This window comes from Haliscomenobacter sp. (assembly GCF_965225875.1).
Lineage (GTDB): Bacteria > Bacteroidota > Bacteroidia > Chitinophagales > Saprospiraceae > Haliscomenobacter.
Genome location: NZ_CBDDBS010000003.1, coordinates 1,677,335 through 1,690,677 on the forward strand (window position 1 = coordinate 1,677,335; position 13,343 = coordinate 1,690,677).

Sequence of the window (13,343 nt, forward strand, 5' to 3'; positions counted from 1 at the left end):
GGTTAAACGGCTAAAGCCGTTGGTTGTCCGGGTTACGCGCGATAATAATCGCCAACTACCTTTTTATCGATGCCGTTGCTTTCTACCAATTGAGCCTCACGCTGTGCGATAACCGAGCGGACAAAGGCATCCGCTTGAGCGACGTAGTCACTGGCGAAGTTTTCTTCTGGCTCGTATTGGTTGATTTGCAAAACGGTTGCAGTGAAATCATTGAGTAGGGTGTAATCACCCGTGGCTACGTAATGGGTTTGAAAGTCGTCGATGACCCCTTTTTGGGTATTGCACTTCACGTCTTTGCTCAGCAACATTCCTTTGGCAGCCACCACAAATGCCGCGTAGCTGGAATAAATCGCATCTGACCACAGGCCCTGCTCCAAAGATTCTTTAGCTACAGCAATTTTGTCAATAGCGTCTTTGAGGATTACACCAACCATGTCCAGCATGACCCCGGCGCACTCGCCTACCCCAATTTCTTGCTTGTACAAGCGATCCTGGCCCCAGTCGAAATATTCTTCCTGGGTCATGGTTTTGAGGTCAGCCAATGGTTTAAGCAGTGCGTAGAAATACTTGTCACCCTGGCGCAGAAAATAATCGTTGTAGTATTCTCCTTCGCCACCATTTTTCTCAAAGTCGTCCAACACGTATCTCACCACATCGGGGATACGTTTGGTGGGTACCTTGACAATTTTGTCGGCGATGAAGCCGCGCCCATCGGGGGCAACTCCACCGCCTAAAACGACCTGCATAGCTGGAATAACCAAATCTCCGTGTTTGAATGAACTACCATGGAAGCCCAAATTTGCAGCCATGTGCTGGCCGCAGGCGTTCATACAACCACTTATTTTAATCTTAAAAAACTTCTCATCAATCAATTCAGGGTATTCTTCCCGAATCATTTCTTCCAAAATCCTGGACAATCCGGTACTGTTGGTTACACCCAAGGCACAAGTATCTGTACCAGGGCATGCTGTGATATCAGCAGTAGAATCAGCGCCAGGCAAAGCCAGACCCAATTCATGCAACTTGTTGAACAAAAGAGGCAAAGCTTCGGGACGTACAAATTTCAACAAAATACCCTGGTTGATGGTAAAGCGGATGTCGTCAGCGGCATATTGTTTGATGACCGCCGCCAAGGCACGCGCCTTGTCAGAAGGCAAATCGCCCAATACTACGCGGACATATACACCATAATATCCCTTTTGTTTCTGCTCAAAAGTGTTGGTGCGCTTCCATTCCTGGTACCAGTGTTCATCTACGGGAGCTAAGTCAGCAGGGATGATGCCTTTTCCAATTGGTGCTTCTTCAGGCACCAGGTTGCGGTCAATAGCAACCGACTTATTTTTGAGTGCTTTCCATTCCTGTTTGACCAGTTCCATCCAGGCTTCAAAACCCAGTTTTTGGATGAGGAACTTCATCCTCGCCTTCATGCGCTTTTCACGTTCGCCGTAGCGGTCAAATACCCGTATGCCGGCTTCCATGAAAGGAATGATTTGATCTTCAGCCAAAAATTCGTAGGCCACTATACCCGTAATGGCTTGGGCACCCAAACCACCACCAACCAATACTTTAAAACCACGTTGCTCCTGGCCATCCACCACCTGTACTTTGGGGATAAAACCATAATCGTGGAAATAAGTGAAAGCAGAATCTTCTTCGCTGGAAGAAAAGGCAATTTTGATTTTGCGGCCCATTTCCTGGCAGATCGGGTTGCGCAAAAAGTATTGGAAAGATGCTTCAGCATAAGGTGAAACATCAAAGGGTTCTTTTGGGTCGATCCCGGCAGTTGGAGAAGCAGTGAAGTTCCGCACTGTGTTGCCACAAGCTTCGCGGGCGGTGAGGTTCATCTGCGCCAACTCCGTCCAAACTTTGGGCGAATTTGCCAGTTTCACGTAGTGCAACTGGATGTTTTGGCGGGTGGTGATGTGCAGATTTCCGGTTGCATAACGGTCCGAAACATCTGCGATACGCACCAATTGATCGGAATTGATACGGCCATAAGGCAATTTAAGGCGAAACATTTGTACCCCTTCCTGGCGCTGACCATACACACCACGGGTCAAGCGATACAAGCGGAAGCGCTCGGTATCTTCTTTGCCACGCTGAAAATCATGGATGCGGCGCTCCAATTCCTGGATGTCTTTTTGATCTGCTGCACTTACGGTAGAAAAGTCGTGTTCGTAATTGCTCATGGTTTTTGTGTATGGCCCACGATTTGAGTCGCGGTTTGTTTTGGATTAAAAAAAGCCCTGTCGGGTACAATCCGGCAGGGCTTTTTATGCTAAAGGACAATATATGTACACATCAAGCTATACCCCTGCCAGTCGGCTGCAACAGCACGCACAACAACAACCCATCATTGGGCTATTCAGTGTGGACAATGGCTTGGATATTGCGAGCATATTTTTGTGTTTTGAGCTAGTTGCGTCGCAATATTGCTTGCACTAGCGTGATTTCACAGTGCAAGTATAGGGGCATTTTTTTTCTCGTGCAATTATTTTAAGAGAATTTTATCATTTTTTTGATGTCAAAATACTTGAACATATATTCATATGTCCCTTTAATCGTGGGTTTTGAACATATAGAGTGCCAAGAGGCACTCTATATGTAACTTATTTGATTATAAAATCACTTTAATCGTTTAACTACGGCCAATGGTTGGATGAATTTGCCGGTCAGCGTGGAATTGCGGGTATTGATCCCAGTCTCAGTCAGAATTTTATGGGCTTGCTCTGTAGTAAGATCGGGATTGATACTTTTCATCAGGCCCAGCAAACCCGCTACATAAGGTGTAGCCATTGAAGTTCCGTTGTAGGTCTCATAGCGGTTATTGGGGATGGTGGAATAAATGCCCACACCCGGAGCAGCTACGCCATATGGAATATCCTGTACAAAATTGGAGAATTCAGCGCGGTTGAGTTCGTTATCAACAGCTGAAACTCCAATGACTCCTTTAGAGTTGACAGGACTAAACTGCGCAGCGTTGCGGTTGGAGTTCCCTGCAGCCACTACTACAATTGCACCTTTATTATTGGCATACTTGACCGCCTTGTCGTAAGCTCTTTGCCGACTTTGATTGCTCGGACCGCCCAGTGACAAAGAAATCACATCTGCATTGGCATCTGCTGCTTTGATGATGCCATCAATGATGATTTCCTGAGTGCCAAAACCCTGATCACTCAACACTTTTACACTGGTGATGGAGGTGAAGCGATTGTCTCGGGAATACGAAGCTACGCCTATCCCATTGTTGGATACTGCCCCAGCAATACCTGCACAATGGGTGCCGTGCCCTTTGAAGTCGCGATTGGATGCAGCGTCAATGGATTTAAAATTGGCTTTGAGGTCTTCGTGGTTACCATCCACCCCGGTGTCCAGAATAGCGATCAGTGCTTTGCGCACCGGTTGTATCTTATTTTGATCCAAATAATTGTACAATTGATCCATTTGCATGCGGTCAAAGCCCCATAGGTTGGCAACCCCGGGGTCGTTGATCCCAAATTTAGAAGGTAATCTAGTCGGGTTTTCGGCTTTACGCAGCGGCTCTACCTGGATAAGTTCATTTTCTTCCGTCCATACAACTGCGCTGGAACGGCTCAGTTGCTGCTCAATCCGTACAAGATTTTTGACCTTGGCATTCGGAATATCGACTAGGTAATAATTGTCCAACTCGGTAGAATTGGCATCTTTTGGGAAAAAGGCCCGCCGCAGGTTCAGGCCATATTTATTTGAGATGTTATTCAATTCGCTTACCTGATGTCCTTCTTTTAACTCCAACAAAATTTCACCCTGGGCATCCAGCGGGATCTGTTCGTGGTAAGGGAATGTGGTACTTACAAATTGGCGGTAAAACCAAAACAACGCCACTAAAGCCAAAACCACCCCTACCCAAAAACCTTTGCTCCAACCCGCCATGCGGCTAAAGATGGCGCCAAATACCCCCAAAAAGAGCATATCCCGAAAAACCGTCTGGAATTTATATACCATCGGTGCAGCCGCCGTCACCATACTTATTGAGTACAATACCAGCGCCAAAAACATCAAACGGCTGAAGTATTTTTCAGCCAATTCGCGCTTTAAAGCGAACCAAAGTGCCAGTGCCACGAAGGCTACAGCAAAACTTAGACCATATAACGCGATCATAGTCAGGATTTAAATTTGGTGGAAATTTAAGCTTTTCCACCTTACCATGCCACTCTATTTTGGAATAATCGCCCAACGGACATTCTGCCAGGATAAAACCTTTCTTTTCAACCGATCCTGATCTGGATATGTTTGTTTCTCGCAAGTCTGTGATAAGAATTACAGCCTGGGGCATTAAATCATCCTTAGTATTGCACGCTACGTGGTAGTAAATATGCGTAGCTTGATTAAATTTGCGCACAATTCCGCAAAGAGCATATCTAAGGATATAAAAACAGTTAAAAATGGCAAACACAGCAGAACACCTGCACTGCGTCATCATCGGTTCCGGACCTGCCGGATATACCGCCGCCGTTTATGCGGCCAGAGCCAACATGAACCCTGTACTTTTCACCGGTAAAGACCCCGGTGGCCAGTTGATGATCACCAATGATGTGGAGAACTACCCCGGATATCCAAGTGGCATCATGGGCCCAGAAATGATGGAAGATTTCCGCAAACAAGCCGAGCGCTTTGGTACCCAAATCCGTTACGAAATGATCACCAAGGTAGATTTTAGCGGCTCTGTACACAAAATGTGGACAGAAAGTGAGCAGGAAATCCATGCCGATGCAGTTATCATTGCCACCGGTGCCAGCGCCAAATGGCTGGGACTGGAATCTGAGAAAAAATTCTGGAGCAAAGGTGTTTCTGCTTGCGCGGTATGTGATGGCTTTTTCTTCCGCGGACAAGAAGTTGCCGTGGTAGGTGGTGGTGATACTGCTGCGGAGGAAGCCACTTATTTGGCCAAACTTTGCCCTAAAGTACACCTGATCGTGCGCCGTGACCAACTGCGTGCTTCTAAAATTATGCAGGAAAGAGTTTTAAATGCTGAGAATATCGTTATACATTGGAACTCTGAAACGCAGGAAGTCCTCGGCGAGAACGAAGTAGAGGGCGTAAAACTGCTCAACAATAAAACCGGTGAAACAACCGTAATTCCTGTTAAAGGATTTTTTGTAGCCATTGGCCACCAACCCAACACCGATATATTCAAAGGTTGGTTGGACATGGATGAAACTGGTTACCTCAAAACCGTACCAGGTCGTACCCTAACCAATATAGAAGGAGTTTTCGCCAGTGGCGACGCCCAAGACAACATCTACCGCCAAGCTGTAACTGCTGCTGGAACCGGGTGTATGGCTGCATTGGATGCAGAGCGTTATTTGGCCGCCAAGGGAGTGATTTAAAGTTGAGAAGTTGAGAGGTTGAGAAGTTTAGGCTATCGCAAGTGGTGTTGACATAGTCCTTGTCAAAATAATTCGCGGTAGCCTCAACTTCTCAACTCCTCAACTCCTCAACTCAACCAAAACACACAAACACTTTAAACATGTCAACAGCTACCCGTTTTCGCGCTGGGGTACTCTTTGGAGAAGAAGTAACCGAGTTGCTGAATTATGCCAATGAGAACAACTTTGCATTGCCAGCCGTCAATGTAATTGGTACCAACTCTGTCAACGCCGTTTTGGAAACTGCTCGGGAGGTAAATTCTCCGGTAATCATTCAGTTTTCCAATGGTGGTGCTTCTTTTTTTGCAGGAAAAGGCTTGAGTAATTCTGGCCAAAAGGCGTCCATCATTGGTGGGATCTCTGGAGCGATGCACGTTCACCAAGTTGCCGAAGCTTACGGTATCCCTGTGATTTTACACACGGACCACTGTGCTAAAAACATTTTGCCTTGGGTTGACGGCCTGCTGGACGCCAGTGAAAAACATTTCGCCGCCACTGGTCAGCCATTGTACAGCTCTCATATGCTCGACTTGTCGGAAGAGCCACTGCACGAGAACATCGAAATCTGCGTGGAATACTTCAAACGCATGGCCAAAATGGGCATGACCCTGGAAATTGAATTGGGTGTAACCGGTGGTGAAGAAGACGGAGTAGACAACTCGGATGTGGACAACTCAAAGTTGTACACCCAGCCAGAAGAAGTTGACTACGCCTACCAACACCTCAAAGCAGTTAGTCCAAATTTCACGATTGCGGCAGCTTTCGGAAACGTACACGGAGTATACAAACCCGGTAACGTACAACTGACACCAAAAATCCTGAAAAACTCTCAGGATTTCATCAAAGCCAAACACAACTTGAGTGGCGACACACCCGTTAACTTTGTATTCCACGGCGGTTCTGGTTCTTCTCGTGAAGAAATTCGCGAGGCAATTGAATACGGTGCCATCAAAATGAACATCGACACTGATATTCAATGGGCATACTGGGCCGGCGTTAAGGATTATTACGTAAAAAATGAAGGTTACCTCCAAGGCCAAATCGGCAACCCAGAAGGAGACGACAAACCGAATAAAAAATTCTACGATCCACGGGTATGGCTGCGGGAAGGTGAAAAAAGCCTCATCTCACGCCTGAAAGTGGCATTTGAGGATTTGAATTGTATCAACCGCAACGTTTAATAGTGATGAATGATAAGTGATAAATGATGAATTGGTACAGGAATTTGGATCAATTCATCATTTATCATTTATCATCCATCACTCATCATTTCCTATGCTTCGACTCACCACCCTCTTCCTCCTCCTCCTCGCGCTGAGTGCCTGCCAAAATAACGGTAATAAGGAATCGGATTGCCAAACCAAACCGCAAGCAATGATGCGGGAAGGCATGCGTGGCGTGGCAGAGCACAAGTTTACAGTCAGTGGAATTGAAAGTGAAGAATTCGTCAGATTTGTCAATGGAAAAACCCTGACAATTTTGCAAAGTGGTTGTGAAAAAATCCGCCAGGAATTTCGTTTTGAACTAAAAGAAAAACCCAGTCAAGACGATGCTGCCTTTTGGACCGATCAAGCCATTTTAAATTTGGCAGCTTTGGCAGTTTTGGATCCTCAACTCATGCCATTGAGCAATTGGGTCATGATGATCCGGGCACAAAAAGATGACATCCGGCTTGCCGAAACCAAGGCACTGGAAGGAGGTTTTTACACCAAAATCGACCGCATCACCAGCAATGACAGGGTTTTTCTAATCATTACCCTTTCCAACTACCCAACTTAGCTTTTTTCGTTCGTCGAAAAAATCAAAATACTCACAATCAGTTAGTTGCAATAAAAATCAATATCATTTTTCTGTTTTTAAAAATAAACCATATTCATAATCAATTACTCATCAAATTCTTAAGCAAAAGAATGACAGCTTCAGCAAAATCTGAACTGACAAATTTGCACTTGGAAAAACTTGACTTCACTCATGGCATTTCCTAATTTTGAGGAAGTTTTTATCCAGGCTTATCTACACATTTGATTAAGCGAATCGTCGGGAAATGCATTATTCAACAACACCTAGCATCCTCATAGTGTCCTATCTGAGTCAACGATCATCATTTTCGTTGCGCAACTGGCCTATCGCTGGGAATTTCCCTGATCATCCTACTGAATAATCACTTTGTCGCACGAGGCTCCCATAACCGTCGCCTATCCAGGATGACGCTGTTATGCCACCATATTAAGTATCAGTAAGTTAGTAAATTCGCTCCGCTACCCAACCAGGTCAGCGGAGTTTTTGTTTTGTATATAAGGGTAAGTATCTATCTTCGCGGGGCGAAACGGTCGAAGTGACCCTATGCGCTCAACAAACTCTACTTTACATTAATTCAACCTGTCATCATGAATTTTGATCTTATCGTTATAGGCAGCGGTCCCGGTGGTTATGTTGCCGCCATTCGTGCGTCTCAATTGGGTTTGAAAGTGGCTGTGGTCGAACGTGAATCATTGGGCGGAATTTGCCTCAACTGGGGTTGCATTCCCACCAAAGCACTCATCAAAAGTGCTCAGGTTTTTGAATACATTCAGCATGCTGAAGATTATGGTATCAAGGTTGGCAGTGCCAAAGCAGATTGGGAAAGCATCGTAAAGCGTAGCCGTGGGGTAGCCGATGGCATGAGCAAGGGTGTCAATTTCCTGATGAAAAAAAATAAAATTACCGTCATCAACGGAAATGGCGTTTTGACTACTGACAAACAAGTAGAGGTAACCGACGCCCAGGGAGCCAAAACCAAGTACAGTGCAACGCACATCATCATCGCCACTGGTGGTCGGGCCAAAGGTTTGCCCAACGTACCCATCGACGGTGAAAAAGTAATCGACTACCGTAAAGCAATGGTCCTGGAAAAACAACCCAAAAGTATGGTTGTCATCGGAGCTGGCGCCATCGGGGTGGAATTTGCTTATGTGTACGCCGCTATTGGTACTGAAGTCACGATAGTAGAGTTTATGGAGCAAGGATTGTTGCCACGTGAGGATGCCGATATTTCTAAAGAATTGGGCAAAATTTACAGCAAAAAAGGCATCCGGGTAATGGGCAACTCTGCCGTGGAAAGTGTAGATACTTCTGGCAAAGGCTGCGTGGTTAAAGTAAAAGACCGCAAAACTGGGAACGTAGAAGAAATCAAATGTGACATCGTCCTGTCCGCAGCAGGAGTAGCTGCCAATACCGAAAACATCGGACTGGAAGCCCTGGGCATCAAGACAGATCGCGGAATGATCTTGGTGGATGAATTTTACCACACCAATGTGCCAGGTATTTATGCCATTGGAGATGTTATTCCAACCGCTGCACTAGCTCACGTTGCCAGCGCAGAGGGCATCATTTGTGTGGAAAACATCACCGGACACCATCCAGAACCACTCGATTACAACAACATTCCATCTTGCACCTATTGTGTGCCTGAAATCGCTTCGGTTGGACTTACCGAACAACAAGCCAAAGATAAAGGTTACGAGCTCAAAGTGGGCAAATTCCCCTTTAGCGCTTCGGGTAAAGCCAGTGCAGCAGGCGACAAAACCGGCTTTGTAAAAGTCATTTTTGACGCCAAATATGGAGAATTCCTGGGCGCTCACATGATCGGCCAAAATGTGACCGAAATGATTGCCGAGGTAGTGGCTACCCGTAAATTGGAAACAACCGGCCATGAAATCATCAAAACCGTTCACCCCCACCCTACCATGAGCGAAGCGCTGATGGAAGCGGCCGCAGCGGCGTATGGTGAGGTGATTCACATATAAAATTCGTAGGGGCGACCCTCGCGGTCGCCCCTGCCATCCACGTAATCCAATAGGAACATTGCCGCCCCTCGCGGTCGCCCCGTTATCCCAAAAGGGCAACCACAAAGGGTTGCCCCAACAACCGCCCATGCCCATCCCCGTAACCATCCTCACCGGTTTCCTCGGAGCTGGCAAAACCAGCCTGCTCAACCAACTCATTGCCAATTACCCGGAGAAAAAATTCGCCATCATTGAAAACGAATTTGGTGAAGTGCCTATCGATGGTGATCTGGTGATTGGTGCCAGTGATGCTATTTTCGAATTGGCCAACGGCTGTATTTGTTGCTCCCTCAATGGCGAATTGGTTGAAACGCTGGAAAAACTACTCGATTCCGGAAAAAGTTTTGACCATCTGATCATCGAAACCACTGGCATGGCCGAACCCGATGCCGTAGCAGCCGCTTTTGTGAGTGATCCGGGTATCCAATCTGCTTTTCAATTGGACGGCACCATTTGTCTGGTTGATGCAGTTAGTGTACAGGAAACCCTGGCTGAACGGGAAGAGGCAGTCAAACAAATCACCTTTGCCGATCACATTGTCATCAATAAATCTGACGATGTACAGCCCCATTACCTTGAAGCCCTCCAATCCAATTTGAGGGAAATGAACCCCTTGGCGGATATCAGTCTGGCCAATTATGGTCATACCAAGGCAGCTCTTTTATCCTTGCATGCCTACGAAACTGGGCCATTGGAACAACGCATCAAAACTGTGGTACCAGATAGTCATTCACATGGGCATGAGCATGGTCATCATCACCATCATTCCGACGTCACTGCACATAGTTTCACCTTCGAACCAGCTTTTGATCTGCTTGCTTTTATCCATTGGAGCAAGGTCTTGTTGATGATTCAGGGTAAAAACATCTATCGCATCAAAGGGATTTTGAATGTGGGAAAGGAAGTATCTAAAATGGTTTTTCAATCTGTGCGCACTCAATCGGCCTTTACCCGCGCAGGAGATTGGCCCGAAGATGAACCGCGCCTGTCCCGGATTGTGATTATTGGGAAGGGATTGAAGCGGGAGGCGTTGGAGAAGGCATTGCGGAGTTGTCTACAGAAAGGTTGAGGAGTTGAGGAGTTTAGAAGTTGAGGCTGCCGCAGCGATTTTGACACTGGTGTTGTCCAAGTCTCTGCGGCAGCCTCAACTTCTAAACCTCTCAACTTCTCAACTCTTCCCTTTTTACTCCCCCAGCGCACTCATCTGATTCCACATCCGCTCATTCGGAGCATCCGCAGTGATGGTCACTGGCTCCTGCTTTACAGGATGCAGAAAAGACATTGAACGGCAGTGCAAATAAATGCTGCCATCCTGATTGGCCTGGCTGTAGCCATATTTCACATCGCCCACAATAGGGCAACCAATTTTGGACAATTGTACCCTGATTTGGTGAGGGCGTCCCGTAATTGGTTTGACCAATAAGAGGTATCGCGCTTCCAAATTGCCGATCAATTCGTAGTCAAGATCCGACTTCTTGGCATCCTTCGAGCGATTGCTTAACTGATCCAAAGCCTTCGAAACATTGCGTTCCTGGTCTTTAAGGATGTAATGAGTCAGATGGCCATATTCCGGAAAAGGCCGATTTTCGGTAATGGCCCAATAGCGTTTTTCTACCTTCCGCTCTTTAAACAGTTCGTTCATGCGGATCAGCGCCTTGCTTGTCCGGGCAAAAATAACGGCTCCACTCACTGGGCGGTCCAAGCGGTGTACTACGCCCAAAAACACATCACCAGGTTTTTTGTACCGGAATTTGATGTAGTCTTTTACATAGTCCACCAAGGGAGTATCTTCGGTTTCGTCACCTTGAACCAGAATGCCCGCGGGCTTGTTTACCGCGATGAGATGATTATCTTCGTAGATTACTTGTAAGTTCATACCGCAAAGTTATGAAATTAACGCTTGGCTTTTCTCCCTGTCCTAACGACACTTTTATTTTTGATGCCATGATTCATGGTAGAATTGATACCGAGGGGCTCGAATTCGAGCTTTTTTTGGGCGATGTAGAAGAATTGAACCGCCGCGCAGGGCTTGCCGATTTAGACATCACCAAACTCAGTTACCATGCCTATGCCCATTTGACAGAAAAATACATCCTCTTGGATGCAGGTAGTGCCTTAGGCAACAACTGTGGGCCACTGCTGATTGGCAAGTCCTCGATTCCTCATGAGCATATTCCCAATCTAAAAATTGCCATACCCGGGAAATTGACCACCGCCAATTTTTTACTTAGCCTGGCCTTCCCTGCTGCTACCCAAAAAGTGGAAATGCTATTTTCTGAGATTGAAACAGCTGTAATAAATGGTGTCGTTGATGCAGGTTTGATCATTCATGAGAATCGTTTCACCTACATGGATAAAGGCCTGGTGAAACTGATTGATTTGGGTGAATATTGGGAGCAAAGTACAGGCATGCCAATTCCCTTGGGAGGAATCGTCATCAAACGAAGCTTGCCAGAGTCCATCATCCACAAAGTGAATCGCATCATCCGGCGAAGTGTTGAATACGCCTGGGACAATCCTGCCGCTTCTGAAAGCTTCATTGCCCAACATGCTCAGGAAATGGATCCTGCTGTCCGCCGCCAACACATCGACCTCTATGTGAATCATTTTTCAGCCGATTTAGGTGCGCAGGGCCGTGCTGCTGTTGAACATTTGTTCAAGGTTGCGGAGGAGAAAAAAATCATCCCGACTCAAAAACAAGCAATTTTTCTATCTTTTACTGCCTAATTTTCATAAAACAACATAGTTACTCTATAAAAATCCAAAGAATCTATAAACATATTTTCATTTGTTGGTAGATTCTGGTATATTCGCTTCAGTTTAGTTGATTCCTTCCACTGTAATACATCTCTTATTTCCCCTCGTATAACTTCCCTTAGAAACACTGTGATTAGTCAATGTGAACCTTGATGATCTAATCCATGTCGTTTACGTTGCGTCGTAAGCACCCATTGGTGTTTAACGACCTAATTGTTCATTGTACCTATGAAAAAGGATAAAAAAACAGGAGAAGAGATGAGTGACAAGAAACGTTTGCAGGGTTTGGTTTGGGATGGCTTGTTCAATTCACTGGAAGAAAAACCAGGAGAAAACAAGAATTCTACTACTCAAAAGAAGGAGAAAAAAGGCAAAAAAGCCAATGGAGACAAGGAGAAGCCCGAGGACAACACCAGTACAGAATAAGGCCCGGTTTTACCCGTTAAAGGTACTGCGATAAGCTAGCGGGGTTGTCTTTTTGAGCAGTTTGAACTGTCGGTTAAAATTGGATAGGTTGTTAAATCCACTTTCCAGGGAAATAGCAGAGATGCTCATTTTATCCTGAACAAGCAATTTACATGCATGCTCTATCCGAATCTCGGTAATGAACTGAGAAAAGGTGCGCCGCGTCCTTTTTTTGAAATACCGACTAAAGGCAGATTCACTCATGTTGGCCAACCTGGCTACATCGCTCAACTGGATTTCTTGTTGGTAATTCTGGACAATGTAGGACAATACTCCATTGATTCTGGCTGAATCTACTTCATTTTGTAAAGACATGGAGTTCGTGGTCAATTCCTGGATGTCTTCACTTTCACTCAATATCGCCAATACTGCAATCAATTCCAATAAGCGGTTGATGCCCGTAAGGAATTGAAGTCCTTCAATTTTGGTAGCCACTTTTTTTACAGTTTCGGGGCCAAAATTCAACCCAAGCTTCGAGCGTTCCAGCAAATTTTTGATCGCCTGACACTCCGGCAAGTCAAAAAAATTCCCGCCCATAAAGTCTTCCAAAAAATGAATCACCAAAGACCTTGCCCGCACGTTGCTGTCTTTGGCATAAAACTGCTCATCATTGCGGTAGTAATGGGGTAAATAAGCTCCAATCATACACAAGTCTCCAGGTTTAAAGTGGGAAATATTACTCCCAACAAATTTCTTACCCGTGCTTTCCAAAACCAAAACAATCTCGTATTCGGGGTGATAATGCCAGGGGGTAGCAAAAAAAGCGGCGTCCTGAGCAAAAAAATTAAAGGACGAGTTGGGCGGCGGTGTGATTTTTAATAATTGCGGCTTCATGGTTTAAATGTCGCGAATTTTACACTAAAAATAATGGATTTTTTCCAGAACACCT

The 13,343-nt window shown here is 45.7% G+C and carries 11 protein-coding genes; 7 read left to right on the top strand and 4 right to left on the bottom strand.

The genetic code is table 11. From position 1 onward, the window contains the following. Positions 1–32: 32 nt before the first annotated feature. Together ACO08K_RS27070 and ACO08K_RS27075 are read right to left on the bottom strand one after the other, a co-directional pair. Positions 33–2,189, bottom strand: coding sequence for a nitrite reductase (locus ACO08K_RS27070; protein ID WP_421799623.1), 2,157 nt, complete (start codon positions 2,187–2,189; stop codon positions 33–35). Positions 2,190–2,625: 436 nt separating this feature from the next. After that, positions 2,626–4,140, bottom strand: a complete 1,515-nt coding sequence (locus ACO08K_RS27075; RefSeq protein ID WP_421799624.1) for a S8 family serine peptidase — start codon at positions 4,138–4,140, stop codon at positions 2,626–2,628. Positions 4,141–4,424: 284 nt separating this feature from the next. On the opposite strand from ACO08K_RS27075, the gene trxB reads away from it, so the two are divergent. The 5 genes from trxB (at position 4,425) to ACO08K_RS27100 (ending at position 10,301) form a co-directional block, all read left to right on the top strand. Continuing rightward, positions 4,425–5,369: a thioredoxin-disulfide reductase gene (gene trxB, locus ACO08K_RS27080; RefSeq protein WP_421799625.1), complete on the top strand. Its 945-nt coding sequence runs from the start codon at positions 4,425–4,427 to the stop codon at positions 5,367–5,369. A 140-nt stretch (positions 5,370–5,509) separates the two neighbouring features. Then, positions 5,510–6,589, top strand: coding sequence for a class II fructose-bisphosphate aldolase (fbaA, locus tag ACO08K_RS27085; protein ID WP_421799626.1), 1,080 nt, complete (start codon positions 5,510–5,512; stop codon positions 6,587–6,589). 94 nt (positions 6,590–6,683) lie between these two features. Next, positions 6,684–7,187 carry a hypothetical protein gene (locus ACO08K_RS27090; protein ID WP_421799627.1) on the top strand — a complete coding sequence of 168 codons (504 nt, stop codon included), beginning with the start codon at positions 6,684–6,686 and terminating at the stop codon, positions 7,185–7,187. A 608-nt stretch (positions 7,188–7,795) separates the two neighbouring features. Continuing rightward, complete coding sequence (lpdA, locus tag ACO08K_RS27095) at positions 7,796–9,193, top strand: dihydrolipoyl dehydrogenase (RefSeq protein WP_421799628.1); 1,398 nt, start codon at positions 7,796–7,798, stop codon at positions 9,191–9,193. A gap of 127 nt (positions 9,194–9,320) precedes the next feature. Beyond that, positions 9,321–10,301, top strand: a complete 981-nt coding sequence (locus tag ACO08K_RS27100) for a CobW family GTP-binding protein (protein ID WP_421799629.1) — start codon at positions 9,321–9,323, stop codon at positions 10,299–10,301. A 114-nt stretch (positions 10,302–10,415) separates the two neighbouring features. Here ACO08K_RS27100 and ACO08K_RS27105 read toward each other — a convergent pair whose 3' ends face one another. Beyond that, positions 10,416–11,108 (bottom strand): RluA family pseudouridine synthase, encoded by a 693-nt coding sequence (locus ACO08K_RS27105; RefSeq protein WP_421799630.1) that lies wholly within the window; start codon positions 11,106–11,108, stop codon positions 10,416–10,418. Between the two features lie 11 nt (positions 11,109–11,119). Here ACO08K_RS27105 and ACO08K_RS27110 point away from each other — a divergent pair, with 11 nt between their 5' ends. After that, a complete protein-coding gene (locus tag ACO08K_RS27110) occupies positions 11,120–11,959 on the top strand; it encodes a menaquinone biosynthesis family protein (protein ID WP_421799631.1) in 840 nt (279 codons plus the stop codon). Positions 11,960–12,247: 288 nt separating this feature from the next. Beyond that, positions 12,248–12,415 carry a hypothetical protein gene (locus ACO08K_RS27115; protein ID WP_421799632.1) on the top strand — a complete coding sequence of 56 codons (168 nt, stop codon included), beginning with the start codon at positions 12,248–12,250 and terminating at the stop codon, positions 12,413–12,415. A gap of 9 nt (positions 12,416–12,424) precedes the next feature. Here the strand turns inward: ACO08K_RS27115 and ACO08K_RS27120 are convergent, their stop codons facing one another. Then, positions 12,425–13,288 (bottom strand): AraC family transcriptional regulator, encoded by an 864-nt coding sequence (locus ACO08K_RS27120; RefSeq protein ID WP_421799633.1) that lies wholly within the window; start codon positions 13,286–13,288, stop codon positions 12,425–12,427. Positions 13,289–13,343 lie beyond the last annotated feature (55 nt).

Bases quoted from the DNA above. Each gene is read 5' to 3' on its own strand.
- ACO08K_RS27110 (WP_421799631.1), top strand. From the start codon at position 11,120: ATGAAATTAACGCTTGGCTTTTCTCCCTGTCCTAACGACACTTTTATT.
- ACO08K_RS27115 (WP_421799632.1), top strand. From the start codon at position 12,248: ATGAGTGACAAGAAACGTTTGCAGGGTTTGGTTTGGGATGGCTTGTTC.
- ACO08K_RS27120 (WP_421799633.1), bottom strand. From the start codon at position 13,288: ATGAAGCCGCAATTATTAAAAATCACACCGCCGCCCAACTCGTCCTTT.
- trxB (WP_421799625.1), top strand. From the start codon at position 4,425: ATGGCAAACACAGCAGAACACCTGCACTGCGTCATCATCGGTTCCGGA.
- ACO08K_RS27070 (WP_421799623.1), bottom strand. From the start codon at position 2,189: ATGAGCAATTACGAACACGACTTTTCTACCGTAAGTGCAGCAGATCAA.
- ACO08K_RS27075 (WP_421799624.1), bottom strand. From the start codon at position 4,140: ATGATCGCGTTATATGGTCTAAGTTTTGCTGTAGCCTTCGTGGCACTG.
- fbaA (WP_421799626.1), top strand. From the start codon at position 5,510: ATGTCAACAGCTACCCGTTTTCGCGCTGGGGTACTCTTTGGAGAAGAA.
- ACO08K_RS27105 (WP_421799630.1), bottom strand. From the start codon at position 11,108: ATGAACTTACAAGTAATCTACGAAGATAATCATCTCATCGCGGTAAAC.
- ACO08K_RS27100 (WP_421799629.1), top strand. From the start codon at position 9,321: ATGCCCATCCCCGTAACCATCCTCACCGGTTTCCTCGGAGCTGGCAAA.
- lpdA (WP_421799628.1), top strand. From the start codon at position 7,796: ATGAATTTTGATCTTATCGTTATAGGCAGCGGTCCCGGTGGTTATGTT.
- ACO08K_RS27090 (WP_421799627.1), top strand. From the start codon at position 6,684: ATGCTTCGACTCACCACCCTCTTCCTCCTCCTCCTCGCGCTGAGTGCC.